A 25327-nucleotide genomic window follows, 5' to 3' on the forward strand; every position below is an offset into this window, starting at 1 on the left:
CGGCGGCACGACCTCGGGCGGTGTCTCTCCGAGCGGCTCGTGGAGCGGACGAGCGCGTCGCACCAAGCCCAGGCGCGGCCGTCGGCCCGAGCTTGTCGTCCGGGTGCGGCGCGCCGGGGCAGGGCCCCGCCCCGCACCGGCACCCCGCATACCCGCGTCGCGCACGGGCTCCGTCAGAACAGGCGGAGCTTGTCGTCCTCAAGGCCGCGCAGGGCGTCGTAGTCCAGGACGACGCAGCCGATGCCGCGGTCCGTCGCCAGGACGCGCGCCTGGGGCTTGATCTCCTGCGCCGCGAACACGCCGCGCACCGGCGCCAGATGGGGGTCGCGGTTCAGCAGGTCCAGGTAGCGCGTGAGCTGTTCGACGCCGTCGATCTCACCGCGGCGCTTGATCTCGACCGCGACCGTCGCGCCGTCGGCGTCCCGGCACAGGATGTCCACGGGGCCGATCGCCGTGGGGTATTCGCGGCGGATCAGGCTGTAGCCCTCGCCGAGTGTCTCGATCCGGTCCGCCAGCAGCTCCTGGAGGTGCGCTTCCACGCCGTCCTTGATGAGGCCCGGGTCGACGCCCAGTTCGTGGGACGAGTCGTGGAGGACTTCCTCCATCGTGATGATCAGTTTCTCGCCCGCCTTGTTCACCACGGTCCAGACATTGTCGTCGCCCTCTTTCAGCGTGCAGGGCGGCGACATCCAGTTCAGTGGTTTGTAGGCCCGGTCATCCGCGTGGATGGAGACACTGCCGTCGGCCTTGACGAGGATGAGCCGGGGCGCGGAGGGCAGGTGGGCTGTGAGCCGGCCCGCGTAATCCACGGAACAGCGGGCGATGACGAGACGCATGGTCGGCAACGCTACTCGACGGACCGGCCTCCGCGCGATTCACGTCCGTTCACGTCCGTCCCACCCCTCACACCCGACCCACCTCCGGTTCGCACCCGCCGTCGGCCGTGGCCGAGACCCATCGGCCCGCCCCTCTTGTCCGCAATCGTTATTGGCCGGTTGTGTTCCCGTTCTCCTGGTGCCGACCAGGCAGCGCGCCTAACGTGGAAGCGGGAGGTCGTCGGCCGTGCACTCTGTGTTGCCGTGATCGGCCGTGCTCAGTCATGCGCAGGCGTCCTCCTTCCCTGCCCGTAAGGCCCCGGCTTCCGGGGTCGCGAGAGGAGAACCCATGTCGCTCGACGTCTCACCGGCGCTGTTGGAACAGGCCGAGCGAGGCGAGGTCGACGAAGCTGCATTCGTCGACTGCGTCCGGACCTCCCTGCCCTATGCATGGGAGATGGTCAGTTCTCTGGTGGCTCAGCTGAAGGTCGACGGCGGCGAGTTCGCCGACAACCAGACGCCGCCGCCGGACGAGAAGGCACGTGGTCAGCTGTTGCGCGCACTCGCAAGTGATGCCATCCGGGGCGCCCTGCAGCGGCACTTCGGCGTACGACTCGCATTCCAGAACTGCCACCGCGTCGCGGTGTTCCCGCTGGACTCCTCGGTGGACGAGCGGCTCGCCCGCTTCACCTCCGTACGTGCCCAGCTGCTCAACCAGTCGCCCGAACTGCGCGACTGCTGATGTCTTCTGCTGCCGCTCCGCACCACCGGAACCATCCCTTGAACCACGGATGCCGGGGCGGCAGCGTTCGCCGGGGCGACGGGCCGGCGCGGGGAGTGCGGGTCGTACGAGCAGTGCGGCCCGCACGCTCAGCGGAGCTGCGGCAGCACCTCCGCGCCCAGCCGCCGGACGTTCTCCTCGGTCGCGGCGAGGTCGCCGGAGCCCTCGACGAGCAGTGCGAAGCGCGTGATGCCCGTACGCTCCGAGGTCGCCGCGAGCCGGTCGGCGGCGAGCCGCGGCGGGCCCACCGGATGCAGCCCGCACAGCAGTTCCGTGTACGCCACGGGATCGCGCATCGAGCGGTGCCTGCCGTCGACCGTCACATGGGCGTCGAGCCCTTTTTTCAGCCACCCCGGCATCGCCTTCAGCAGCGTCTCCTCGGCCTCCGGGCGCCCGTCCGCGATCTGCGCCACCCCGGCCGACACATGCCCGGCGCGATCGACCTCGTCCGGCGAACGGCCGGCCGCGAGCGCGTGGCGCCGCCACAGCGCGACCATCTCCGCCTTGTCCTCGTCACCGCAGTGCATCCCGAGCAGCATCGGCAGCCCGCGCTCCGCCGCGAGCCGGACGCTCGCGGGAGAGGTGCACGCCACGATCACCTCGGGGCCCTCGTCGCCGCCGTCGAGCAGCAGCTCGTCCGGCCTCGGGACGACGGGGACCTCACGGAAGGCGAACCGCTCGCCCTCGGCGGAGACCCGGGGGTCGCGCAGCCAGCGCAGCAGCAGGTCCAGCGACTCGGGAAAGCCCTTCTCGTACGAGGCGAGACCGGAACCGAAGACCTCCAGATCGACCCATGGCCCGCCGCGGCCCACTCCGAGCGAGAACCGTCCGCCGGACGTGAGGTGCAGCAGGGCCGTCTGCTCGCCCAGCGCCACCGGATGGGCGGTCGGCAGCACGCTCACCGCCGTGCCGACCCGGATCCGCTCGGTGCGGCCGAGCAGCAGGGCCGCGAGCGTCACGGCCGACGGGCACACCCCGTACGGTACGAAGTGGTGCTCGGCAAGCCAGACCGAGTCGAGCCCGGCGGCCTCCGCGGCCTCCGCGGACCGCACCGCCCGGTGCAGTGCCTCTCCTTGGCCCTGACCCGGGAACTGGGCGGCCAGTACAAAAGCTCCAACGCGCATCGCCTATTGCCTCCTTGCGGCCGACGCGGCACTCCCCCCACACAGGCAACAACGTCTGACACGTGCCAAAGGCACGGGCGCACGTGAAGTTGTTGCGATTTTCCGGTAACTGGCCCATGCGGGTACCGCAGTCGCCTACCGTGCGGGACGTCTACCCCTCATCGCGGCCCGTAGGCTGGAAGGGAACTGTCCGGTCTGCCCCGTGAGGTGTCACGTGTCCCCGCGCCGCAACCGCCCCCGAGGCGGCGAGAAGCCGACCGACCGTGCCGGCGAGGCGGCGGACCGCTACGGCGGCGCACAGCGGACCGAGAGCTGGCACGACGAGGAGTGGTCCGTGCGCCATGTCGCCGGAGCGAGCGCCGCGGGAAAGCGGTACCGCTGCCCCGGCTGCGACCAGGAGATCCCGTCCGGGACGCCGCACGTGGTGGCGTGGCCCGAGCACGGCGGCGTGGACGACCGCCGCCACTGGCACAAGGCGTGCTGGAACGCGAAGGACCGCCGCACCTCCCGGGTGCAGCGGTCCCGTAACGCCCCGCGGTACTGATCGACGCATCCGCCGCGCACCCGCGGCTTCGGCGACTGCCCTCAGGCGTCGCGCCTCTCCAGCGTGAGGTACGCGCCGCCGAGCGCGACCGCGGCCACGACCAGCATGATCAGTAGCGGCTCCCAGCCCGCCGGGCCGCTCCCGCCGGCCGCGGACTCCCCGTAGAGCGCGATCAGCTGGCTCGGGATCGCGTACTCCAGCAGCGTCTGCTGGAGGTCCGCCAGCGACGGCGAGAACATGAACATGGCGGACACCAGCGGCAGCAGCATCAGCCCGATCATGACGGTGATCGCGCCCGCCGAGTGGCGGATCATCGCCCCGACGGCGAGAGCCAGCAGCCCGAGCAGCGCCATGAACAGGCCGACGCCGACCGTCGCACGCAGCCACTCCGAGCCGGAGGCCGACGAGGTGTTCACGACCGCCATCTGGAACGCGGCGACGAGCGTGGCGGTCACTGTGGTGATCGTGAAGACCAGCAGGAAGAAGACGATCGCCTTGGCGGTCAGCACCCTGGTCCGGTCGGGGCACGCCGTGAGCGTCGTACGGATCATGCCCGTGCCGTACTCGGAGGCGATCGTCAGCACGCCGAGGGTGATGACGCAGATCGAGCCGAGCAGGACACCGAAGAAGCCGAGGGTGAGGCCCGAGTTGCCCTCGGTGTCGACGCCCGAGTTCGCCACGAGCAGGGCGACGCTCGAACCGATGCCGACCATCAGCACGATCATGATGCCGAGCGTCCACATCGTGGAGCGGACGGAGCGGATCTTGGTCCATTCCGAGGCGAGCGCGTCACCGAGGTGGGCCCTGCGCACCGGGATCGGCGAGGCGTAGGCGGCGCCCGGCTGCTGGTAGGGGGCGGGGGCGGTCATCGGGCGTCCTCGTGCTCGGTGGGTTCGGCGGCGGGCGGCGCAGTGGCCTGCGCGGGCCCGGCGGCAGGTGCGGAGGGTGCGGCAGGCGCCGGCGCCGGCGTGGGAGTGGCGGGCGCCGCAGCCGGAGGAACGGCGGGCGCGGCCGGGGAGACCGGGGGCTCGGTCGCGTACGGGTTCTGTCCGGGCGGAGGCGGCGCGTACCAGCCCTGCGTCGGCACGTCCGGGATCACGACGGGCTGCGCCGACGGGTCGCCGGGCCAGCCGCCGCTCGGCTGCTGCTGCATCAGACCGGCCTTCTGGTCGGCCGTCGAGCGGTAGTCCACGGCGCTCTGCGTCATCCGCATGTACGCCTCCTCCAGCGATGCCTGGTGCGGCGACAGCTCCCAGAGCCGTACGTCGGCCCCGTGCGCCAGGTCGCTGATGGCGGGCAGCGCGAGACCGGTGACCCGCAGCGCCCCGTCCTGCTCCGGCATGACCTGCCCGCCGGCCTCGGTGAGGACGGCCGTCAGCTTCTCCCGCTGCTGCGGCTCGGTCTCCGGCGTACGCACCCGGGCGAACCCGGCCGAGTTGGCCGCGATGAAGTCCCTGACACTCATGTCCGCGAGCAGCTGACCGCGGCCGATCACGATCAGATGGTCGGCGGTGAGCGCCATCTCGCTCATCAGATGGGAGGAGACGAAGACCGTGCGGCCCTCGGCCGCCAGCGACTTCATCAGATTGCGCACCCAGAGGATGCCCTCGGGGTCGAGACCGTTGACGGGCTCGTCGAAGAGCAGCACCTGGGGGTCGCCCAGCAGCGCCGCGGCGATGCCGAGCCGCTGCCCCATGCCCAGCGAGAAGCCGCTGGAACGGCGCTTGGCCACATCCTGGAGGCCGACCACACCGAGCACCTCGTCGACCCGGCGGGCCGGGATGCCCGAGAGCTGCGCGAGCGACAGCAGGTGGTTGCGCGCGCTCCGCCCGCCGTGCACGGCCTTGGCGTCGAGCAGCGCACCGACATGGCGGGGCGCGTTCGGCAGCTGCCGGAAGGGGTGGCCGCCGATGGTGACATGGCCGGATGTCGGCCGGTCGAGACCGAGGATCATCCGCATGGTCGTCGACTTGCCGGAGCCGTTGGGTCCGAGAAATCCGGTCACGGCGCCCGGCCGCACCTGGAAAGAAAGGTTGTACACGGCCGTTTTGGCGCCGTAGCGCTTGGTCAGGCCGACTGCCTCGATCATTCTCCAGCCCCATCGACAGGTCAGGTCGTCGGGGCACCGACCGCACCGGGCCCGCACGCCCCCGTAAGAGTTAGGAGGATATCCAGCCCTTGACGGTTCCGGCCAAGGCGCGGAGATCCGTCACGCGTCCCGCTTCTTGATGACCGCGAACCCGCCGAGCAGCGCTGCCACCACCCACAGCACCATGATGCCGAGGCCGCCCCAGGGGCCGTACGGCGTCGGCTGGCTGTTCATCGCGTCCGGCACCACCTGCATGATCTTGGAGCCGGCCTGGTCCGGGAAGTACCGGGCGACGTCCCGCGCGCCCGGCACCGCCGCGAGGATCTGCGAGACCAGGAAGAAGAACGGCATCAGGATGCCGAGCGACAGCATCGAGCTGCGCAGCATCGCCGCGACGCCCATCGAGAAGATCGCGATCAGGCCCATGTAGAGCCCGCCGCCGACCACCGCGCGCAGGACGTTCTCCTCGCCGATCGTCGTACGGTGCTCGCCGAGCAGCGCCTGGCCGAGGAAGAACGTGAGGAAGCTCGTCACCATCCCGACCGCCAGCGCGAGCACCCCCGCGACGGCGATCTTGCTGAAGAGGAAGGTGGCGCGCTGCGGGACGGCCGCGAGGGACGTGCGGATCATTCCGGAGCTGTATTCCGTGCCGACCACCAGGACGCCGAACACCACCATCGCCAGCTGCCCCAGGACCATTCCGGAGAAGCTGATGAGCGTAGGATCGAAGGTGGCCCGTTCGAGCTCCGGCAGATCGTCGAAGGTCGCGGCCATCACCGCGCAGAGCGCCGCGCTCAGGGCGACAGTCACGGCGAACGCGCTGACCAGCGTCCAGGTGGTGGACGCGACCGTACGGATCTTGGTCCACTCGGACTGGAGAACGGCGGGTACCGAGGCCATCGTCAGGCTCCCTCGTTGCGCGGGGCCCACTTCGGGGCGGTCGTTCCGGTTTCGGTGCTGTGCGCGTGGTACTCGACCGCGCCCGCCGTCATCTGCATGAACGCCTCCTCCAGGGAGGCGCGCTGGGCGCTCAGCTCATGCAGCACGATCCGGTGCTGCGCCGCCAGCTCGCCGATCTGCTCGGTGGTGGCGCCGTCGATCTCCAGCGTGCCGTTGCCCGACTCGATCGCGGCCAGGCCCTGCTCGTGGAGCACATCGCGCAGCCGTTCCTGCTGCGGGGAGCGGAGCCGCACATAACTGCGGGAGTTCTGGTGGATGAAATCGGCCATCGATGTGTCCGCGAGGAGCTTGCCCTGGCCGATCACGATCAAGTGTTCGGCGGTGAGGGCCATTTCGCTCATCAGATGGGAGGAGACGAAGATCGTCCGCCCCTCGGACGCGAGGAGTTTCATCAGATTGCGGATCCAGTGAATTCCCTCGGGGTCGAGACCGTTGACCGGCTCGTCGAAGAGCAGCACGCGCGGGTCGCCGAGCAGGGCGGAGGCGATTCCCAGCCGCTGCCCCATACCGAGGGAGAAGCCCTTGGACTTCTTCCTGGCCACGGGGGTGAGCCCGACGAGGTCGAGCACTTCGGAGACCCGCTTCGCCGGGATCCGGTTCGCCTGCGCGAGGCAGAGCAGATTGTTGTACGCGCTCCGGCCGCCGTGCATCGCCTTCGCGTCCAGCAGCGCGCCGATGTACGTGAGCGGGTCCTGGAGCTCCCGGTAGTGCTTGCCGTCGATACGGACGGAGCCGCTGGTGGGGTTGTCCAGGTCCAGCATCATGCGCATGGTCGTCGACTTGCCCGCGCCGTTCGGCCCGAGGAAGCCGGTCACCATGCCCGGGCGGACCTGGAACGAGAGATGGTCGACCGCGACCTTGGCGCCGAAGCGCTTGGTGAGGCCCTCGAGCTCGATCATGCGTTCACGCTACGGGTGGGGGGTGGCCTCCGCCACCGGTTTGGGTAACCGGGGGCTGACACCCCTGTGCCGCCACGGTGGCCCCGTTCGGGTGCGGTGGCCCCGGGCCGGGTGCGCGGGCGAGTGCGGATGTCTCGGGACGCCGAGACGGCAAACGCCCGCGCCCGGTGCCGAGGTGCGGCGCCGGACGCGGGCGGGGGCCCGTTCCTACGAGCGGATCAGCGCGTCTGCTGGGCCGGGACGCCCCGCGAGATCGGCTCGTCGTCGGCCGGCGTGCCCGCCGCGGCCACGGCCGCGCCCGTCAGCGTCGCCAGCATCTCGCGGACGTTCGTCAGCTGCGCGTTGATCGAGTCGCGGCGGTTCGTCAGCGCCGCCAGCTCGCGCTCGGATTCCGAACGGATCCGGTCCGCCTTCGCGTTCGCGTCCGCGACGATGTCCTCGGCCTGGCGCTGCGCGGTCTCCACCGTCTGGCGGGCGCGGCGCTCCGCGTCCGTGCGGAGCTTCTCCGCCTCCAGGCGGAGCTGCTCGGCGCGGTGCTCGATCTCCGCGAGCCGCTTCTCGGCCTTGGCCTGGCGGGACGCGAGGTCGCGCTCGGACTGCTCGCGACGCTTCGCCAGGTTCGTCTCGAAGTCGGCCGCGGCCTGGGCGGCCTTGGCGCGGGTCTCCTCGAAGAGGGCGTCCGCCTCCTCGCGCTTGGACTGCGCGTCCTTCTGCGCGTCGGAGCGCAGCGTGTTCGCCTCGCCCTGGGCCTTCTCGACGATCCGGACGCCGTCGTCCTCGGCCTTCTGCTTGCGCTCGGCCGCGAACGCCTCCGCGTCGTTGCGCACCTGCTGGGCGGCCGACTCGGCGAGCTCACGGTGCTGTTCGGCGGCGCGACGGGCCTCCTCGCGCAGGTCCTTCGCCTCCTCCTCCGCGAGGCGGAGGATCTTCTCGACACGCGCACCGAGTCCCGCGTACGACGGCTCGGCGTCGTTGACCTGGGCCTGGGCATTCTGCGTCTCGAGGTGGAGCTCCTCGATGCGCTTTTCCAGAGAGGTGATCCGTGCGAGAGCACTGTCACGATCGGCGACGAGTTTGGTAATGCGGTCATCCACCTGACCGCGGTCGTACCCACGCCGCACGAGCTCGAAGCCGAAGGGGGAGGAAGTGTCGCTCATGGGGTTCCTGTCGAATGAGACCGGTGAGGTGTTAGGGGGAATCCTAGGCGCCGAGGCGGCGTGTCATCGAGCTGATGCCCGTTTGATATGGAGAATGTCCAGCCTTTTGAGTGGCTAGCTCTCGGATGACTTGCCACTCGAACGTGTAACACCTGCTGCCGCACCCGCCTTGACCGCGGCGCCCCCGGCGGAGCCGCTGTTGGACGCGGGCTTGCCGCCGCCCGGCGCCTCGAACGACTCCAGCGCCTCCAGGACGTCCTGGACCCGGGAGATCTCGGCCTGGATGTCCTCGCGCCTGCGCACCAGGACCTCCAGCTCCCGCTTGCCGTCCGTGATCATGCGGTCGGCCTCGCGGTCCGCCTCCGCCTTGACCGCCTCGGCCTCCCGGACCAGCTCGGCCTTCTTCTGACCGGCCTCCTTGAGGAGCGCCTCGGCCTTCTTCACCGCCGCGATACGGACCTTGCCGGCCTCCGAATTGGCCTCCGAGAGCAGCTCCTTGGCCTTGGCCTCGGCCTCCTCGCGCTGCTCGGTCGCGGCCTTGACCAGCTGGTCGCAGCGCTCCCCGGCGGCCTTCATCTGCTCGGCGGACTCCCGCCGGGCCCGCTCGTGCAGCTCCTCGATCCCGGCCTCGGTCCGGGCGCGCAGCTCCTCCGCGCGCTCCCTGACGGCGGTCGCGTCGCTGCGCGCACCGACCAGCAGCTCGTTCGCGTCCGTACGGGCCTTCTCCACCTGCGCGTTGCCCTCGACGGTCGCCTCGGCGACCAGCCGCTCGGCCTCCTTGCGCGCGGCACCCACCATCGTGTCGGCCTGCTCCTCGGCCTCGGTGGTGGCGCGCAGCGCCTCCTCCTGGGCCTTGGCCATCAGCTGGTCGGCCTGCCCGGCCGCGTCCGCGCGCCGCTTGGCGGCGTCCTGACGGGCCGTGTCGAGCAGGCGGTCCGCCTCGTCGCGCGCCTCGGAGCGCAGCTGCTCGGCCGCGCTCTCGGCGTCCGTGCGCAGCCGCTCGGCCTCGGACCTGATGCGCTCCGCGGCCTGCTGGGCGGAGCCCACGGTCTCGGCCGCCTCGGCGCGCAGCCGCTCGGCCTCCGCCGCGGCCTCGCCGATGAGCTGGTCCGCCTGGTCGGCCGCGTCGGCACGGCGCCTGTCGGCCGCCTTGCGGGCCTCGTCCAGCACCTGCTCGCCATCGGCGCGGGCGGCCGCCCGCAGCCCCTCGGCCTGGACTTCGCCGTCGGCCTTGACCTGCTCGGCCTCGGTCCGCAGCCGCGCCGCGTCCTGCTCCGACTCGGAGAGCAGCTCCGCCGCCTCGGTGGTGAGCCGGTCGGCTTGTGCCGCGGCCTCGGAGCGGATGCGGTTGGCGTCGTCGCGGGCCTCGGCCCGGGTGCGGGACGCGTCCTGCTCGGCGGTCGCGACCACGTCCGACGCTTCCGTGCGCATCCGCTGCGCGTACTCCGCGGCATCCGCGCGCAGCCGCTCCGAATCCGCGATCGCCTCGTTCATGGTCCGCTCGGCGAGCGACGTGGCGGCCTCGGACTCCTCGTCGGCGCGCGCCCGGATCCGGTTGGCGTCCTCGGTGGCCCGCTCCCGCTCCGCGTACGCGTCGGCACGGACCCGGTCCGCCTCCTCCTGCGCCTCGGTCCTCGTCCGCTCCGCCGCGTGCTCCGCGGCGTTGCGCAGCCCGGCGATCTCCTGCTCGGCCTGCTCCTGGAGGCCGGAGACGGAGTCCCGTACCTGCTGGGCGGTCTGCTCGGCGGCCGACACCATCTCGGTGGCCCGCCGGTCCGCCTCCTCGACCAGGCGCTGCGCCTCGGTCTGCGCCTCCTCGACCCGCTTGCGGGCGGAGGCCAGCAGCTCCTCGCTCTGCTCGCGGGCCCGCTCGCGCTCCTGGTCCGCCTCCGTGCGGGCGCCGGCGAGGATCTCCTCGGCCTCGCGGCGGCGCCGGTTGGCCTCCTCCTGCGCGGCGGCCAGCGCCTCGGTGGCCTCCTGGCCGACCCGCTCGGCGGCGGCCGTGGCCTCCCCGCGGACCCGGTCCGCGGTCTCCTGGGCCTCCGTCTTCAGCCGCTCCGCCTCGGCGGCGGCCTCACTGCGCAGGCGTACGGCGACGGCCTCGCCCTCGGCGCGCGACGACGAGGCGTCCGCCGCGGCCTCGTCGCGCAGCCGCTCGGCCTCCTGCTCGGCCTGCGCCTGGAGCGCCCGGATCCGCTCGGCCGACTCGGACCGCAGCCGCTCGGTCTCCTCGGCGGTCTCCCGGCGCAGCCGCTCGGCCTCCGTGCGGGCGTCGGACAGCGCCTGCTCGGCCGCCTCGCTGCGGGTCTGCGCCTCGGTGTGCAGCCGGGTGAGCTCCTCGTCGGCCTCCCGGCGGCGGGCGACGGCGGCGCGCGCCGCCTCCTCGCGCATCTCGGCCGAGGCCCGCTCGGCGGCGGCCTTCGCCTCGTCCGCCTGCTCCTCGGCCTCGGCGCGCAGCCGGTCCGCCTCGGCGCGGGTGCGCTCCAGCGTCTCCTCGGCCTGGCGGCGCAGGGTCGTGGCGCGCTCGATCGCCTCCGTACGGACCCGCTCGCTCTCGGCGGTGGCGCCGGAACGCACCTCGTCGGCGTCGACCTTCGCCTTGGTCAGCAGCTCTTCGGCGGAGCTGGCCGCCTCCTCGATCTGCTGGACGGCCTCGCGGCGCGCCTCGCTGCGGATCCGCTCGCCCTCGGCGACCGCTTCCGCGCGCAGCTGCTCGGCCTCGCCGCGCAGCCTGCGCGCCTCTTCCTGGAGCTCGACCGTCTTGGCCCGGTACTCCTTGGTGTCGTCCTTGGCGGCGCCCTTGAGCTCCTCGGCCGTGTCGTGGGCCTCGGCACGGAGCCGGTCCGCCTCGGTCTCGGCCTCGCGGCGGATCCGCTCGGCCTCCTCGGTGGCCTTTCGCGTGGTCGCCTTGGCCTCATCGGAGGCCTTGTTGAGGACCTCCTCCGCGGTACGGGCGGCCTTCGCGAGCTGTGCCGCGGAGTCCTCGGCGGCGACCGTGCGGGCCTTGTCAGCGGCCTCCGCGACCAGCTTCTCGCCCTCGGCGCGGGCGTCCGCGAGCGCCTGCTCCGCCTCGGCCCTGAGCCCCTCGGCCTCCTGGGTGGCCTCGGTGACGAGACGGGCGACCTCCGACTTGGCGGTACGGGTGCGCTGCTCGTTCGCCGCCTCGGCGCTCGCGAGCGCCTTGCCCGCGGCCTCCTTGGCCTCCGTGACGACCTTCTCGGCCTCGGTACGGGCCGTGCGGAGCTTCTCCTCCGCCTCCTGGAGGCGCTGTTCGGCGGTGCGGCTGAGCTCGGCCGCCTGCTGGCGGGCCTGGTCGGACTCGGCGGTGGTCGCCGAACGCAGCTGCTCGGCGTGGCTCGTGGCCTCCTGCGCCTGCGAGGACGCGGCGTTCAGCAGCCGCTCGGCGTCCCTGCGGGCACGCAGCAGGATCGCTTCGGCCTCGGAGCGGGCGGCCTCGGCCTCGGAGCCGAGCCGCTGCCGGGTCTCCTCGGCGACGCGGACGGCCTCGGAGCGGGCGGCGGTCAGGGCCTGCTCGGCCTCGGCGCGGGACTCGTCGAGCAGCCGGCGCGCCTGGGACTCCGTACGGGCCCGGAGCTGCTCGGCCCACGCCACGTTCTCGTTGACGTGCGCCTCGACGGTCTGGCGCCGCTCGGCCAGCTCCTGGTCGAGGCGCTGGCGGCGCTGGTTGGCCTCGGTGTGCAGCTCGGCCTGGAGGCGGGCCTGGTGCTCGGCGTGCTCCTGGAGGATGCGCTGCGTCTGCGCACGGGCCTCGCGCAGCTCGCGCTCGGCGTCGGAGCGCAGCTGGTCCGCCTGGATCTGGGCGTTGCGAAGCAGCTGTTCGGCCTGGTAGCCGATGTCCGCGTTGTCGTACGCGGGACGGGACGCCAGGGCGCGGCGCGCCTCGTGGAGCTTGGCGCGCAACACCTCGACCTGGTATCCGAGGTCCTCGGCGTGCTGGACGGCCTTCTCCCGCTCGGTCTTCAGCCGGTCCATCTCGGCTTCGAACCGCGAGAGGTGGTCGTCGTCAGCTCGGTGGCTCTCCTGGCGTTCGTAGCCCCGCACTGCGCGGTCCCATCCGTCCCCTGGTCGCAACTCTCAACAGTCGAGCACCGTCCGACGTCGAACGGCCCCCCGGGGAATGGTGTCAGATCACAGACGGGGACGTGGCGCGGCCCCGTTCCGGCCCCGGCCCGGAGCCGCCCACTCTACCGGGCCGGGAATCCGGAGGTCAGTGCTCCGCGGAGGACCGGTCCGCGGACGTCACGAGTTCGGTGAGCACCCCGTGGCAGTCCTTGGGGTGCAGGAACGTGATCCGGGAACCCATCGAGCCGATGCGCGGCTCGTCGTACAGCACCCGCACGCCCTTGTCGCGGACGGCCTGCGCGTCCCCGTCGACATCGGCCGTGCCGAAGGCGATGTGGTGCACGCCCTCACCGTTCTTCGCCAGCCACTTGCCGACCGCGGAGTCCTCCCGGGTGGGCTCCAGGAGCTGGAGGTAGGAGGCGCCGCCGTCCGAGGTCCCGTTGATCCTGAGCATGGCCTCGCGGACGCCCTGCTCCTCGTTGACCTCGGTGTGGAACACCTCGAAGCCGTACGTGGCCCGGTAGAACTCGACGGTCGTGTCGAGGTCGAAGCAGGCGATCCCGATGTGGTCGATTCGCGTCAGCATGGCTCCAGTGCAGCGCTCGGTCGATGGTTACGCAACGTGCGCGCCGTCACACCGGCTGCCCGGTGACCCGAACGCGTACCGCTCAGTACAGTTCAAGTAAACCCTCGTTCACTCCTCAGCCGCCGCGCTGGAAGGGGATCCCCTCTCATGTCTGGAACGAACAGCACCACCTCCGTGATCGTCGCCGGTGCCCGTACGCCCATGGGGCGGTTGCTCGGCTCCCTGAAGTCGTTCTCGGGCGCCGATCTGGGCGGCTTCGCGATCAAGGCCGCGCTGGACCGGGCCGGGATCGGCGGCGACCAGGTGCAGTACGTGATCATGGGCCAGGTGCTCCAGGCCGGCGCGGGGCAGATCCCCGCCCGCCAGGCCGCGGTCAAGGCCGGCATCCCCATGAGCGTCCCCGCGCTCACCATCAACAAGGTGTGCCTCTCCGGTCTCGACGCGATCGCGCTGGCCGACCAGCTGATCCGTGCGGGTGAGTTCGACGTGGTCGTCGCCGGCGGCCAGGAGTCCATGACCAACGCCCCGCACCTGCTGCCGAAGTCCCGCGAGGGCTTCAAGTACGGCGCGATCGAGATGCTCGACGCGATGGCCCACGACGGCCTCACCGACTCCTTCGAGGGCATCGCCATGGGCGAGTCGACCGAGAAGCACAACACCCGGCTCGGCATCGCACGGCCGGCGCAGGACGAGATCGCCGCGCTGTCCCACCAGCGCGCGGCGGCCGCACAGAAGAACGGTGTCTTCGAGGCCGAGATCACGCCCGTCGAGATCCCGCAGCGCAAGGGCGAGCCGGTCGTCTTCAGCAAGGACGAGGGCATCCGCGCCGAGACGACGGTCGAGTCCCTCGGCAAGCTGCGCCCGGCGTTCGCCAAGGACGGCACGATCACGGCCGGCACCTCCTCGCAGATCTCCGACGGCGCGGCCGCGGTCGTCGTGATGAGCAAGGCGAAGGCGCAGGAGCTCGGCCTGGAGTGGATCGCCGAGATCGGCGCGCACGGCAATGTCGCGGGCCCGGACAACTCGCTCCAGTCCCAGCCGTCCAACGCGATCGCCCACGCCCTCAAGAAGGAGGGCCTGGAGGTCGCCGACCTCGACCTCATCGAGATCAACGAGGCGTTCGCCGCGGTCTCCGTGCAGTCAATGAAGGACCTCGGGGTATCCCCGGAAAAGGTGAACGTCAACGGTGGCGCGATTGCCCTGGGGCACCCGATCGGCATGTCCGGCGCGCGTATCGTCCTGCACCTGGCGCTGGAACTGAAGCGGCGCGGCGGCGGGGTCGGCGCGGCCGCGCTGTGCGGCGGCGGCGGGCAGGGCGACGCGCTGGTCGTGCGCGTACCGGCCGCCAAGTAGGCCGTTCGGCGAAGGTCGGGGCAAGAGGCAAGAGGTAAGGAGCAGCGTGATGGTGGACGTCCCCCAGCTGGTCGCCCAGGCGAGGGAGGGCCGGCCGCGCGCCGTGGCCCGGCTGATCTCACTCGTCGAGGGGGCGTCCCCGCAGCTCCGCGAGGTCATGGCGGAGCTGGCGCCGCTGACCGGCGGGGCGTACGTGGTGGGCCTGACCGGCTCGCCGGGGGTCGGCAAGTCGACGTCCACCTCCGCGCTGGTGACGGCGTACCGGCGGGCCGGGAAGCGGGTCGGCGTGCTCGCCGTCGACCCCTCCTCACCCTTCTCGGGCGGGGCGCTGCTCGGCGACCGCGTCCGGATGTCGGAGCACGCGTCCGACCCCGGTGTCTACATCCGCTCGATGGCCACCCGCGGCCATCTGGGCGGCCTCGCCTGGGCCGCGCCGCAGGCGATCCGGGTCCTGGACGCGGCGGGCTGCGACGTGGTGCTCGTGGAGACGGTCGGCGTCGGCCAGTCGGAGGTCGAGATCGCGTCGCAGGCGGACACGTCGGTGGTGCTGCTCGCGCCCGGTATGGGGGACGGCATCCAGGCGGCCAAGGCGGGGATCCTGGAGATCGGCGACGTCTACGTCGTCAACAAGGCCGACCGCGACGGGGCGGACGCGACCGCCCGCGAGCTCAACCACATGCTGGGCCTCGGTGAGTCCCGCGCGCCGGGGGACTGGCGGCCGCCGATCGTGAAGACCGTCGCGGCGCGGAGCGAGGGGATCGACGAGGTCGTCGAGGCGCTGGAGAAGCACCGCGCGTGGATGGAGGAGCACGGGGTCCTGGCCGAGCGCCGGACGCGCCGTGCGGCGCACGAGGTGGAGACGATCGCGGTCACCCGGCTGCGCGAGCGGATCGGCGATCTGCACGGCGACCGGCGGCTGGACGCGCTGGCGGGGCGCATCGTCGCGGGGGAGCTGGACCCGTACGCGGCGGCGGACGAACTGGTGGCGGGCCTGACGGTGGCGTCCGCCGAATCGGAGTAGCAGGACGCGCCCCGTGCCTCGGGGTGACCGGGCGACCGGGGTGACCGGGGTGTCCGTCCTCAAGCGGACCCCCGGGGCTCCCCGAGGCACGGGGCACGCGCCGTCAGAGCTTGCCGCGCCGCCCGCGCAGGTGGTCCGCGACCGGGGTCAGGGACGCCCGCAGGTCCGCGAGTGCCTCCGGGGTCAGCATGTCGATGAAGTGCTGGCGCACGGACTCGACGTGGTGCGGTGCCACCTTCTGCATCGTCTCCGTGCCGTGGTCCGTGAGCACGGCGTACAGCCCCCGCCGGTCCGACTCGCAGTGCTCGCGGCGGACCAGGCCCGCGTTCTCCATGCGCGTGATCTGGTGGGAGAGCCGGCTCTTGGACTGGAGCGTGGCCGCCGCCAGATCACTCATGCGCATGCGCCGGTCCGCGGACTCCGAGAGATTGACGAGGATCTCGTAGTCGTTCATGGTCAGGCCGAACGGTTGCAGGTCCTTCTCCATCTGGTACGTCAACAGCCTGTTGACATCCAGATAGGTGCGCCAGGCGCACTGCTCCGTGTCGCTCAGCCAGCGCGTGGCAGTCTCGGTCTCCATATATGGATGCTACCCTAAAAAGTTGAAATCCGGACGAAGCCTGGGAGTGTGACGCCCGGCGCCCGGATCCCCCACCCAAGGGCGCAGACGTTCGACGTCACACTCCGCAGACTACCGCTCACAGCCCGAAGCGACGCTGGAGGTCCCCAAGCTGGCCGGGAAGGCGCGGAGAGGACCCGTGCTGACCCGGAGCCGCATGGCCGGCGTGGCCGGCGCCGGGCACCCCGTCCCCGTACGGCACCGCACCCGTCGCCTGCTCGGGCAGGAGAGTCTCCGTCGACTGGAGCAGCACCGTCCCCGCGCCCACGAACTCGAACTGGTGCTCCTCGCCCGACGCCCCGCCGATCCCCGCCAGCTGCCGCAGCCCGCCCATGACCCCGCTCATATAGCCGTGGTCGTAGTGGTGGCACGGCGAAGGGCAGTCCGCCCAGCCCACCAGCGCCTGCGGGTCCACCCGGATCGGGGGCTCCATGAAGACGACCGGGCCGTTCGACGCCGCCACGAACTTGCCCGTGCCGATCAGGGTCAGAAATCCCGGCACGATCGACTGCTTGAGCGCCAGGGTCGGCTGGTACGCGAGCAGGTTCCCGGACCGGATCGTCAGATTGCCGTCCTCCAGGTCGAAGGAGTTCACGTCGAACGCCCGGTCCGCGAGCAGCATCTTGCCGCTGCCCTCGGCCACCACCCAGTCGCTCGCGTGCAGCGGCGAGTGGAAGCTCGTACGCATCAGGCCGTCGAAGCGGCCGTGGCCGATCCCGTTGAAGTCGACGCGCCCGTAGTAGGCGATCATCTTGCCCTTCTGCAGGAACCACTGGGAGCCCTTGAGCTCCACGCAGAAGGTGTAGGCGTTGACGTTGTCGTCGCTCGGCAGCGTCATCGGGTCAAAGATCACCGGCGTGCTCACAGCTTCTCCTCCGACGCCTGGACGTACACCGCACCACTGCCGCTCAGCTCCAGCTGGAACGCCTCGCCCGAGCCGCGCCCCACCATGTCGCGCCAACCCAGCGCCGTGGAGAGCTTGTTCCGCACGTCGCCGTGGTGCGCGACGTACGCCTGAGGGTCGACGTGCACCGGCCGGCCCGGAGTGATCGGCAGTTCGATCACTCCGCCGTGCGCCATGACCGCGACCGCGCCGTGCCCCTTCAGGGTCGTGGTGAACAGCCCCTGACCGGTGACCTGGCCGCGCACCATGCCCATGACCCCGCCCTGGGAGCCCATGAACATCGTGCCCTGCTGCAGCGTGCCGTCGAAGGCGAGCAGCCGGTCGGCCTCGACGTACAGGGTGTCGCCGGTGAGGCCGATGACCTGGATGTGATGGCCGCCGTGGCCGAACATCACCGTGCCGCTGCCCTCGACCGTCATCAGCGGGGTCGCCTCGTCGGCCACCCGCCGGCCGATCATCGACATCAGGCCGCCCTGGCCGCCCGCCATGTTCGGGGTGAAGGACACCTCGCCCTTGTACGCGAGCATCGCGCCGCGCTGGCTGTACATCTTCTGGCCGGGGACGACCGTCGCCTCGACCATCTTCGAGTTGATCTCACGGAAGGGCATGTCACACGTCCCCTGCGATCGTGTTGCGCTCGCTCGGCTGGACGTACACGAGCCCGTCGCCCTCGAAGCGGAGCTGGAACGCCTCGCCGCCGCCCTCGCCCATGAACGTCCGGAAGGTGACCCCGGACTGGAAGTGCTGCTGGACGTTGCCCTGGTGGGCGATGTACGCGCCGGGGTCGACGGAGAGGGGGTACTGCGGCGTCACGCGCAGCACGACCGCCGGGCCGTCGGACATGATCGCGGCCTGGCCGGTGCCCTCGACGGTCGTCGTGAACAGGCCGTTGCCGGTCGCGCCGCCGCGCAGGCCGGTGAAGCTGGTGCCGGTGCGCAGCCCGCCGTCCGTGCAGAGCAGATTGCTCGACTCGACGTACAGCTTGTCGCCGTGCAGCGAGACGAGGTTGATCTCGGACGCGCGGTCGGCGAAATAGCAGGTGCCCTGGCCCTTCACCTCCATCATCGTCATCTGCTCACCGGTGAGGCGGCGCGTCACCATGCCGCGGATGCCCTCACCCCCGCCGGAGAGTTTCTTGAAGGCCATCTGGCCGTCGTACGCGACCATGGAGCCGTTCTTCGCCTTGACGGCGTCCCCGGTCATGTCGACGGCGAGCACCTTGCTGCCTTGAAGTCGGAACATTGCCACGGGGTGAAGGTACTGGGCGGGGGACGATTTCGGACAGGGCCCCCGGAACGATCCCGACCCTGACGCGACCCCGAGCCCACCCGGGTAAAGAGCTGGAAAAGCGCGGTGCCACAATGGACGCGCTTGTGCGTGCGTTCACAAGCGCATGGATGTTTCGCCCCCCTCCTCCGAAGGTGCCGCCCCGTGGACATCAAGACCGCTTCCGCCCTCCACCGCCTCCGGCTCGTCTCCGCGCCCGAGGCCGTGTCGTTCCTGCTGCTGCTCGTCTGCTCGGTGCTCAAGCGCACGACGGAGTTCAACGCGGTTCCCGTGATGGGCGCCATCCACGGTGTGCTGTTCATCCTGTACGTGATCTTCTGGCTCGACGCCTGGAACCGTACGAAGTGGGACGTCAAGACGGCCGCCGTCTACTTCATCCTCTCCGTGCTGCCCTTCGGCGGCTTCTTCGCCGAGCGCAAGCTCAAGCGCGCCGCCGCGGACGCCGTCATCGCCGCCCGCGCCCGCCGCGAGGGCAAGGTGAACGCGTGATCGTCGCCTTCTCCGTCACCCCGCTCGGCGTCGGCGAGGACGTCGGCGAGTACGTCGCCGACGCGGTGCGCGTCGTCCGCGAGTCCGGGCTCCCGAACCGCACGGACGCGATGTTCACCTCGATCGAGGGCGACAACTGGGACGAGGTCATGGACGTCGTCAAACGCGCCGTCGCAGCCGTCGAGGCCCGCGCCCCGCGCGTCTCGCTGGTCCTCAAGGCCGACCTCAGGCCCGGCGTCACCGACGGCCTGACCAGCAAGGTGGAGACGGTGGAGCGCCACCTCTCGGCGTGACGGCCCCCCGGGGCCGCTCGGCCCCGCCGGGGCTGCTCGCGGTGCCACGGCCCGCGAGCAGCCCCGGTGACCGAACTCCGAGACGGGGCTGACCAGCATGTGACCAGTGGGTAAGGTCGGTGCCGTGCCGAAGCCGCTCAGCCTTCCGTTCGACCCCATCGCCCGAGCCGACGAGCTCTGGCAGCAGCGCTGGGGCGCCGTGCCCTCGATGGCCGCGATCACCTCGATCATGCGTGCGCATCAGATCCTGCTCGCCGAGGTCGACGCCGTCGTGAAGCCGTACGGGCTGACGTTCGCGCGGTACGAGGCGCTGGTGCTGCTCACCTTCTCGAAGGCCGGCGAGCTGCCGATGTCGAAGATCGGCGAGCGGCTCATGGTGCACCCGACGTCCGTGACGAACACGGTGGACCGGCTGGTGAGGTCCGGTCTCGTCGCCAAGCGCCCCAACCCCAACGACGGGCGCGGCACGCTCGCCTCCATCACGGAGAAGGGCCGCGAGGTCGTCGAAGCGGCCACCCGCGACCTGATGGGGATGGACTTCGGGCTCGGTGCGTACGACGCCGAGGAGTGTGCGGAGATCTTCGCGCTGCTGCGTCCGCTGCGGGTCGCCGCGCACGACTTCGACGAGCGGTGACCCGAGGGGCAACCCGCTGCAAGATCGGCCGAAGCGGGTCGTTACGCTCGTCCGCATGAAGAAGAGCGTCCTGACCCGCTACCGGGTGATGGCCTACGTCACCGCCGTCATGCTGCTCGTGCTGTGCACCTGCATGGTGTTCAAGTACGGCTTCGACACCGGCGAGGACGTCACCTTCGCCGTCTCGCAGGCCCACGGGCTCCTCTACATCATCTACCTGATCTTCGCCTTCGACCTGGGCTCCAAGGCCAAGTGGTCGTTCGGCAAGCTGCTGTGGGTGCTCCTCTCGGGCACGATCCCCTTCGCCGCCTTCTTCGTCGAGCGCAAGGTCACACGCACGGTCGAGCCCCTGGTCAGCGGGGTCGAGCCGGCCGTCGCCAAGGCGTAACCCCACCGCCGTACGGACACGTGCGGCGGTCTCCCATCGACATTTACTAGGACGTCCTAGTAAATTCGAAGCATGGACGCTGACGCCATCGAGGAGGGCCGCCGCCGCTGGCAGGCCCGGTACGACTCCGCAAAGAAGCGGAACGCCGACTTCACCACGCTCTCCGGTGATCCGGTCGAGCCGGTCTACGGGCCCCGGCCCGGTGACACCTACGAGGGCTTCGAGCGGATCGGCTGGCCCGGCGAGTTCCCCTACACCCGCGGTCTGTACGCCACCGGCTACCGCGGCCGCACCTGGACCATCCGCCAGTTCGCCGGCTTCGGCAACGCCGAGCAGACCAACGAGCGGTACAAGATGATCCTGGCCGCCGGCGGCGGCGGGCTCAGCGTCGCCTTCGACATGCCGACGCTCATGGGCCGCGACTCCGACGACCCGCGCTCGCTCGGCGAGGTCGGCCACTGCGGTGTCGCCATCGACTCCGCCGCCGACATGGACGTCCTCTTCAAGGACATCCCGCTCGGCGACGTCACCACCTCGATGACGATCAGCGGCCCCGCCGTCCCGGTCTTCTGCATGTACCTCGTCGCCGCCGAGCGGCAGGGCATCGACCCCGCCGTCCTCAACGGCACGCTCCAGACCGACATCTTCAAGGAGTACATCGCGCAGAAGGAGTGGCTCTTCCAGCCCGAGCCCCATCTGCGCCTCATCGGCGACCTGATGGAGCACTGCGCCCGCTCCATCCCCGCCTACAAGCCCCTCTCCGTCTCCGGCTACCACATCCGCGAGGCGGGCGCGACGGCCGCGCAGGAGCTGGCGTACACGCTGGCCGACGGCTTCGGGTACGTCGAGCTCGGCCTCAGCCGCGGCCTGGACGTCGACGTCTTCGCGCCCGGACTGTCCTTCTTCTTCGACGCGCACCTCGACTTCTTCGAGGAGATCGCCAAGTTCCGTGCGGCCCGCCGCATCTGGGCCCGCTGGATGCGGGACGTGTACGGGGCGAGGACCGACAAGGCGCAGTGGCTGCGGTTCCACACCCAGACCGCCGGCGTCTCGCTCACCGCCCAGCAGCCGTACAACAACGTCGTCCGCACGGCCGTCGAAGCCCTCGCGGCCGTCCTCGGTGGCACCAACTCCCTGCACACCAACGCACTGGACGAGACCCTCGCCCTGCCCTCCGAGCAGGCCGCCGAGATCGCCCTGCGCACCCAGCAGGTGCTGATGGAGGAGACCGGCGTCGCCAACGTGGCCGACCCGCTGGGCGGCGCCTGGTACGTCGAGCAGCTCACCGACCGCATCGAGGCCGACGCCGAGAAGATCTTCGAGCAGATCAAGGAGCGCGGGCTGCGCGCCCACCCGGACGGGCAGCACCCGATCGGGCCGATCACCTCCGGCATCCTGCGCGGCATCGAGGACGGCTGGTTCACCGGCGAGATCGCCGAGTCCGCCTTCCGCTACCAGCAGTCCCTGGAGAAGGGCGACAAGCGGGTCGTCGGCGTCAACGTCCACCACGGCTCGGTCACCGGCGACCTGGAGATCCTCCGCGTCAGCCACGAGGTGGAGTGGGAGCAGGTCCGCATCCTGGGCGAGCGCAAGGAACGGCGCGACGACGCGCTCGTACGGGCCTCGCTGGACAAGATGCTGGCCGCGGCCCGCGACGGCTCCAACATGATCGAGCCGATGCTGGAGGCGGTCCGCGCCGAGGCGACGCTGGGCGAGATCTGCGGTGTGCTGCGTGACGAGTGGGGGACGTACACGGAGCCGCCCGGCTTCTGACGCGATCGGTGACCGGGGCGCGGTGGCTCACGGAGGTGCTGCCGCCCCGGTTTCGCGCCTGTGCGGGCCCCGGCAGCGAGCCGGGGCCTGTTCTGTCCTGTCCGGGCCCGGCGCCGTGGCGAGGGCCTGCCTCGGTCCGCCGCCGTGGCGAGGCCGCGCTCGACCGGATCACCCGGCGGGCCGAACTCGGCCGAACCGTTGGCCAGTTCCGTCCTGAGCGGGGGCGGGCGGGAGCGCCGGGGCAGTCAGGAATGTTGGGCAGCCGGGTGAGCCGGGTGAGCCGGGTGAGCCGGGGCAGCCGGGATGGCTGGGACGGCCGGCCGGGGCCTAAGCGTTCCGCGCGGGCCCGTCCGCAGGCTTGTGCGCCTGCGTCGCCGCCGCTTTCAGTCCGCCCAGCAGCACCGCGGTGAAGCGGCGGACCCAGTCCTCGTCGACAGGCTCGCCGCTCACCAGGGCCCGGTGCACCACCGCGCCCGCGATCACGTCGAAGATCAGGTCGGCGGTGCGGGCGGCCGCCTCCGGGTCGGGCTCCGCCGGGAGTTCACCCCGGTCCTGAGCCCGGGCGCGGCCCTCCAGTACGAGGCGCTTCTGACGGTCGACGATCGAGACCCGGATGCGCTCGCGCAGCGGCTCGTCGCGTGTCGACTCGGCGACGACGGCCATCAGCGCGGTCCTGGCCTCCGGCCGCTCGAGCAGCGCGGCGAACTGCAGCACCACGTCCTCGATGTCCGCGGCGAGCGAGCCCCGGTCGGGGAGCTCCAGTTCGTCGAAGAGGACGGCGACCGCGTCCACGACGAGTTCGCTCTTGCCCGCCCAGCGCCGGTAGAGCGTGGTCTTGGCCACCCCGGCGCGGGCGGCCACATCGCCCAGCGTCAGCTTGGACCAGCCCAGCTCGACCAGAGCGGCCCTGGTCGCCTCCAGGATCGCGGCGTCCGCCTCGGCGCTGCGGGGGCGGCCGGTACGGGGCGGTTTCGGACGGCTGCGGCTGCACATGAACGCGACCATACCCGCCGGTAGCTCCATCGCTGTGAGCCACTTCACCAGTCGGGGGTTCCCGGGCCCGTGGTATTCCAGTTACGCTACGACCCGTAGCGAAAGCGTGAGCTGAGCGACGACCACAGGCGCCAGGTGGGGACCCGGCGCCACAGTACGCGGCACCACCGCCGGGGGTACAGGGCACCGGCGGCCGGGGTCTTTCACCCGTGCTTTTCATTCGTGCGCGCGGAGGGGGGAGGATGTACTCATGCAGCCTAGGAACATGTCCATGAGCGGCGTCGTCGACCTCGCCGCGGTAAAGGCGGCCGGCGAGGCCAAGGTCAAGGCGGAGCAGACGCGTGCCGAGGCCGCCCGGCAGGGCGGCGGCGGTGCCGTGCCCCCCTCCAGTCTGGTGATCGACGTCGACGAGGCGGGCTTCGAGCGCGACATCCTCCAGCGCTCGGCCGAGGTCCCGGTCGTCATCGACTTCTGGGCCGAGTGGTGCGAGCCCTGCAAGCAGCTGAGCCCGGCCCTGGAGCGCCTGGCCCGTGAGTACAACGGCCGCTTCGTGCTCGCCAAGATCGACGTCGAAGCCAACCAGATGCTGATGCAGCAGTTCGGGATCCAGGGCATCCCGGCCGTCTTCGCGGTGGTCGCCGGCCAGGCGCTGCCGCTCTTCCAGGGCCTCGCGCCCGAGCCGCAGATCCGGCAGACCCTCGACCAGCTGATCCAGGTCGGCGAGGAGCGCTTCGGGCTGACCGGCCTCACCGTCGACCAGGACGCGGCCGAGGCCCCCGTGGCCGAACAGCCGCAGATGCCGGCCGGGCCGCACGACGCGCTGCTCGAAGCGGCCGTGCAGGCGCTCGACGCGGGCGACCTCGGCGGCGCCGTGCAGGCGTACAGGAACGTGCTCTCCGACGACCCGGGCAACATGGAGGCCAAGCTCGGTCTCGCCCAGGCCGAACTGCTCGCCCGCGTACAGGACATGGATGCGCAGAAAGTGCGCAAGGACGCCGCCGACAAGCCGGCCGACGTCCAGGCCCAGATCGCCGCGGCCGACCTGGATCTGGTCGGTGGCCATGTCGAGGACGCCTTCGGCCGGCTCGTCGACACGGTGCGGCGTACGGCGGGCGAGGACCGCGATGCCGCGCGGCTGCGGCTGCTGGAGCTGTTCGAGGTGATCGGCCCGGACGACCCGCGGGTGTCCGCGGCGCGCACGGCGCTCGCGCGCGTGCTGTTCTGATCCGGCGCGCCTGATCGATCGCCGGCCACGGCACCGATTTGGCGACACAGTGACAAAGCGCGGCCGCGTTTTACCAAAACTTGGTAAACGCGGCCGCTGTTACTCGCAGTAAATCAACTCAATTGTTCTGTCCGCTTTTTCGGGGCAATCTCCCCATCTGTCGGACCCCTCTGGGGCACCCTCTGTGGCCGCATCGCGGCGCCCTGTCGCGGCGTGGTTATCCGTCCGTTACTAGCGAGTAACGAACCCCCTTGTGCCCGGCCGCGTAATGCACCACGATCGGCGACGCTCGGTCCATCACCGCACCAGCCCGGCATCCAGTCGCGTCCGCGGTCCTGGGTCCCCACCGAGCGGGCCGGCGGCAGAGGCGCCGGCCGCGGACAGGGGGGTTCCTGCCCGACCGGCAGGGCCTGTCCGAATGCGGTTGCGCGAAGGCGTGGCCAGTGGTTGTCGCTCGGGGGTGATCGCCGGTGATTCGGACGCGGCTAGCGCCTGAGGCACAGGCGCTCTCCTTCCCGAGGACGTAGCACTTCTCCCATCCCAGGACGGACCTCCTCGGTCCGTACCGGAGATGTACGTCCGAGAAGGAGGAACAGATATGTCCCAGGTACGTGGTGGGACCAGATGGAAGCGGTTCGCGGTCGTCATGGTGCCGTCCGTGGCCGCGACGGCCGCGATAGGCGTCGGCCTGGCACAGGGCGCGCTTGCGGCGTCGTTCAGCGTCTCCGGCCAGAGCTTCAAGGTGACGGCCGATGAGCTGAACGGTGAGGACTTCTTCCAGTACGGAAGCCTCGCGCAGGGTACCGACCTCAACGGCAAGCCGACCGCTCACCCGGTCGCCGTGTCGGCGTTCAGCCACGCGACGATCACCAACATGTGTCAGTCGGTCGTCACTCCCAACGTGCCGTTCTTCGGCAATGTCAGCCTGGAGCTCACGGCCGGCAACAAGGGCACGCCGGTCGACGCGACGGACCTTTACCTGGACGTCGAGGAGCTCAAGACGACGAGCGCCGAGTTCGAGGACATCGACATCGGCGTCGCCGCAGGCGACAAGGGCAACGAGCCGGGCATCCAGCCTGGTACGCAGGCGAACAAGTACGGATTCGCCCAGCGTGCCAAGTCGGCCAAGCTGACCGGCGTCAAGCAGACGGCGTGGGCGACCAGCGCCGGCACCTTCAAGCTGAGTGGTCTTTCCATGAAGCTGCACAAGGGTGTCAAGGAGTGCTACTAAGCACCCGCCCGGGCGGGCGGGGAGCGCCGTGCGCGGCCCCGCCCGCCCGACCCTCACCACTTTTCACAGCAACACCGGT

At 71.1% G+C, this 25327-nt stretch carries 25 protein-coding genes; 11 read left to right on the plus strand and 14 right to left on the minus strand.

Features of this window, described 5'->3' with window-relative positions; all coding sequences use genetic code 11:
* Nucleotides 1–173: 173 nt before the first annotated feature.
* Nucleotides 174–836 (minus strand): endonuclease NucS, encoded by a 663-nt coding sequence (gene nucS, locus KK483_RS24995; protein ID WP_262007468.1) that lies wholly within the window; start codon nt 834–836, stop codon nt 174–176.
* A 328-nt stretch (nt 837–1164) separates the two neighbouring features.
* On the opposite strand from nucS, the gene KK483_RS25000 reads away from it, so the two are divergent.
* Nucleotides 1165–1557, plus strand: a complete 393-nt coding sequence (locus KK483_RS25000; protein ID WP_262007469.1) for an SCO5389 family protein — start codon at nt 1165–1167, stop codon at nt 1555–1557.
* A gap of 128 nt (nt 1558–1685) precedes the next feature.
* On the opposite strand, the gene KK483_RS25005 is transcribed toward KK483_RS25000, so the two are convergent.
* The gene (locus tag KK483_RS25005; protein WP_262007470.1) at nt 1686–2720 is read right to left on the minus strand and encodes an LLM class flavin-dependent oxidoreductase; all 1035 of its coding nucleotides are present in this window, start codon (nt 2718–2720) and stop codon (nt 1686–1688) included.
* A 214-nt stretch (nt 2721–2934) separates the two neighbouring features.
* Between KK483_RS25005 and KK483_RS25010 the strand changes: the two genes are divergently transcribed.
* Entirely contained in the window at nt 2935–3264 is a 330-nt protein-coding gene (locus tag KK483_RS25010; RefSeq protein ID WP_262007471.1) for an ATP/GTP-binding protein, read from the plus strand.
* A gap of 41 nt (nt 3265–3305) precedes the next feature.
* Here the strand turns inward: KK483_RS25010 and KK483_RS25015 are convergent, their stop codons facing one another.
* From KK483_RS25015 to mce, 7 genes are all read right to left on the minus strand, one after another.
* Nucleotides 3306–4133, minus strand: a complete 828-nt coding sequence (locus tag KK483_RS25015; protein ID WP_262007472.1) for an ABC transporter permease subunit — start codon at nt 4131–4133, stop codon at nt 3306–3308.
* Nucleotides 4130–5353, minus strand: coding sequence for an ABC transporter ATP-binding protein (locus KK483_RS25020; protein ID WP_262007473.1), 1224 nt, complete (start codon nt 5351–5353; stop codon nt 4130–4132). The genes KK483_RS25015 and KK483_RS25020 overlap by 4 nt, the downstream gene beginning before the upstream one ends.
* A gap of 120 nt (nt 5354–5473) precedes the next feature.
* A complete protein-coding gene (locus tag KK483_RS25025) occupies nt 5474–6253 on the minus strand; it encodes an ABC transporter permease (RefSeq protein ID WP_262007474.1) in 780 nt (259 codons plus the stop codon).
* 2 nt (nt 6254–6255) lie between these two features.
* Complete coding sequence (locus KK483_RS25030; RefSeq protein ID WP_262007475.1) at nt 6256–7212, minus strand: ABC transporter ATP-binding protein; 957 nt, start codon at nt 7210–7212, stop codon at nt 6256–6258.
* A 218-nt stretch (nt 7213–7430) separates the two neighbouring features.
* The gene (locus tag KK483_RS25035; protein WP_262007476.1) at nt 7431–8369 is read right to left on the minus strand and encodes a cellulose-binding protein; all 939 of its coding nucleotides are present in this window, start codon (nt 8367–8369) and stop codon (nt 7431–7433) included.
* A gap of 114 nt (nt 8370–8483) precedes the next feature.
* Complete coding sequence (scy, locus tag KK483_RS25040; RefSeq protein WP_262007477.1) at nt 8484–12431, minus strand: polarized growth protein Scy; 3948 nt, start codon at nt 12429–12431, stop codon at nt 8484–8486.
* 166 nt (nt 12432–12597) lie between these two features.
* Nucleotides 12598–13038 carry a methylmalonyl-CoA epimerase gene (gene mce / locus KK483_RS25045; RefSeq protein WP_262007478.1) on the minus strand — a complete coding sequence of 147 codons (441 nt, stop codon included), beginning with the start codon at nt 13036–13038 and terminating at the stop codon, nt 12598–12600.
* Between the two features lie 147 nt (nt 13039–13185).
* Here mce and KK483_RS25050 point away from each other — a divergent pair, with 147 nt between their 5' ends.
* Nucleotides 13186–14391: an acetyl-CoA C-acetyltransferase gene (locus KK483_RS25050; protein WP_262007479.1), complete on the plus strand. Its 1206-nt coding sequence runs from the start codon at nt 13186–13188 to the stop codon at nt 14389–14391.
* A 49-nt stretch (nt 14392–14440) separates the two neighbouring features.
* Nucleotides 14441–15412, plus strand: a complete 972-nt coding sequence (gene meaB / locus KK483_RS25055; protein WP_262007480.1) for a methylmalonyl Co-A mutase-associated GTPase MeaB — start codon at nt 14441–14443, stop codon at nt 15410–15412.
* A gap of 103 nt (nt 15413–15515) precedes the next feature.
* Here the strand turns inward: meaB and KK483_RS25060 are convergent, their stop codons facing one another.
* From KK483_RS25060 to KK483_RS25075, 4 genes are all read right to left on the minus strand, one after another.
* Complete coding sequence (locus tag KK483_RS25060) at nt 15516–15992, minus strand: MarR family winged helix-turn-helix transcriptional regulator (protein WP_262007481.1); 477 nt, start codon at nt 15990–15992, stop codon at nt 15516–15518.
* 118 nt (nt 15993–16110) lie between these two features.
* Complete coding sequence (locus tag KK483_RS25065) at nt 16111–16896, minus strand: AIM24 family protein (protein ID WP_262007482.1); 786 nt, start codon at nt 16894–16896, stop codon at nt 16111–16113.
* Nucleotides 16893–17543 (minus strand): AIM24 family protein, encoded by a 651-nt coding sequence (locus tag KK483_RS25070; protein ID WP_262007483.1) that lies wholly within the window; start codon nt 17541–17543, stop codon nt 16893–16895. The genes KK483_RS25065 and KK483_RS25070 overlap by 4 nt, the downstream gene beginning before the upstream one ends.
* Nucleotide 17544: 1 nt before the next feature.
* The gene (locus tag KK483_RS25075; protein WP_262009683.1) at nt 17545–18177 is read right to left on the minus strand and encodes an AIM24 family protein; all 633 of its coding nucleotides are present in this window, start codon (nt 18175–18177) and stop codon (nt 17545–17547) included.
* A 189-nt stretch (nt 18178–18366) separates the two neighbouring features.
* On the opposite strand from KK483_RS25075, the gene KK483_RS25080 reads away from it, so the two are divergent.
* The 5 genes from KK483_RS25080 to KK483_RS25100 all read left to right on the plus strand — a co-directional run bounded on the left by KK483_RS25080 (nt 18367) and on the right by KK483_RS25100 (nt 21799).
* Nucleotides 18367–18711, plus strand: a complete 345-nt coding sequence (locus KK483_RS25080) for a DUF3817 domain-containing protein (protein ID WP_262007484.1) — start codon at nt 18367–18369, stop codon at nt 18709–18711.
* Complete coding sequence (locus KK483_RS25085) at nt 18708–19004, plus strand: MTH1187 family thiamine-binding protein (RefSeq protein ID WP_262007485.1); 297 nt, start codon at nt 18708–18710, stop codon at nt 19002–19004. The genes KK483_RS25080 and KK483_RS25085 overlap by 4 nt, the downstream gene beginning before the upstream one ends.
* 124 nt (nt 19005–19128) lie before the next feature.
* A complete protein-coding gene (locus KK483_RS25090) occupies nt 19129–19638 on the plus strand; it encodes a MarR family winged helix-turn-helix transcriptional regulator (protein ID WP_262007486.1) in 510 nt (169 codons plus the stop codon).
* A 55-nt stretch (nt 19639–19693) separates the two neighbouring features.
* Nucleotides 19694–20026, plus strand: coding sequence for a DUF3817 domain-containing protein (locus tag KK483_RS25095; protein WP_262007487.1), 333 nt, complete (start codon nt 19694–19696; stop codon nt 20024–20026).
* Nucleotides 20027–20098: 72 nt separating this feature from the next.
* Nucleotides 20099–21799: a methylmalonyl-CoA mutase gene (locus tag KK483_RS25100; RefSeq protein ID WP_262007488.1), complete on the plus strand. Its 1701-nt coding sequence runs from the start codon at nt 20099–20101 to the stop codon at nt 21797–21799.
* Between the two features lie 327 nt (nt 21800–22126).
* Here the strand turns inward: KK483_RS25100 and KK483_RS25105 are convergent, their stop codons facing one another.
* Nucleotides 22127–22792 (minus strand): TetR/AcrR family transcriptional regulator, encoded by a 666-nt coding sequence (locus KK483_RS25105; protein ID WP_262007489.1) that lies wholly within the window; start codon nt 22790–22792, stop codon nt 22127–22129.
* 250 nt (nt 22793–23042) lie between these two features.
* Between KK483_RS25105 and KK483_RS25110 the strand changes: the two genes are divergently transcribed.
* Together KK483_RS25110 and KK483_RS25115 are read left to right on the plus strand one after the other, a co-directional pair.
* A complete protein-coding gene (locus KK483_RS25110) occupies nt 23043–24017 on the plus strand; it encodes a tetratricopeptide repeat protein (RefSeq protein WP_262007490.1) in 975 nt (324 codons plus the stop codon).
* 598 nt (nt 24018–24615) lie between these two features.
* Nucleotides 24616–25248 (plus strand): DUF6230 family protein, encoded by a 633-nt coding sequence (locus KK483_RS25115; protein ID WP_262007491.1) that lies wholly within the window; start codon nt 24616–24618, stop codon nt 25246–25248.
* Nucleotides 25249–25327 lie beyond the last annotated feature (79 nt).

It is taken from the genome of Streptomyces sp. FIT100 (genome assembly GCF_024584805.1).
Classification (GTDB): Bacteria; Actinomycetota; Actinomycetes; order Streptomycetales; family Streptomycetaceae; genus Streptomyces.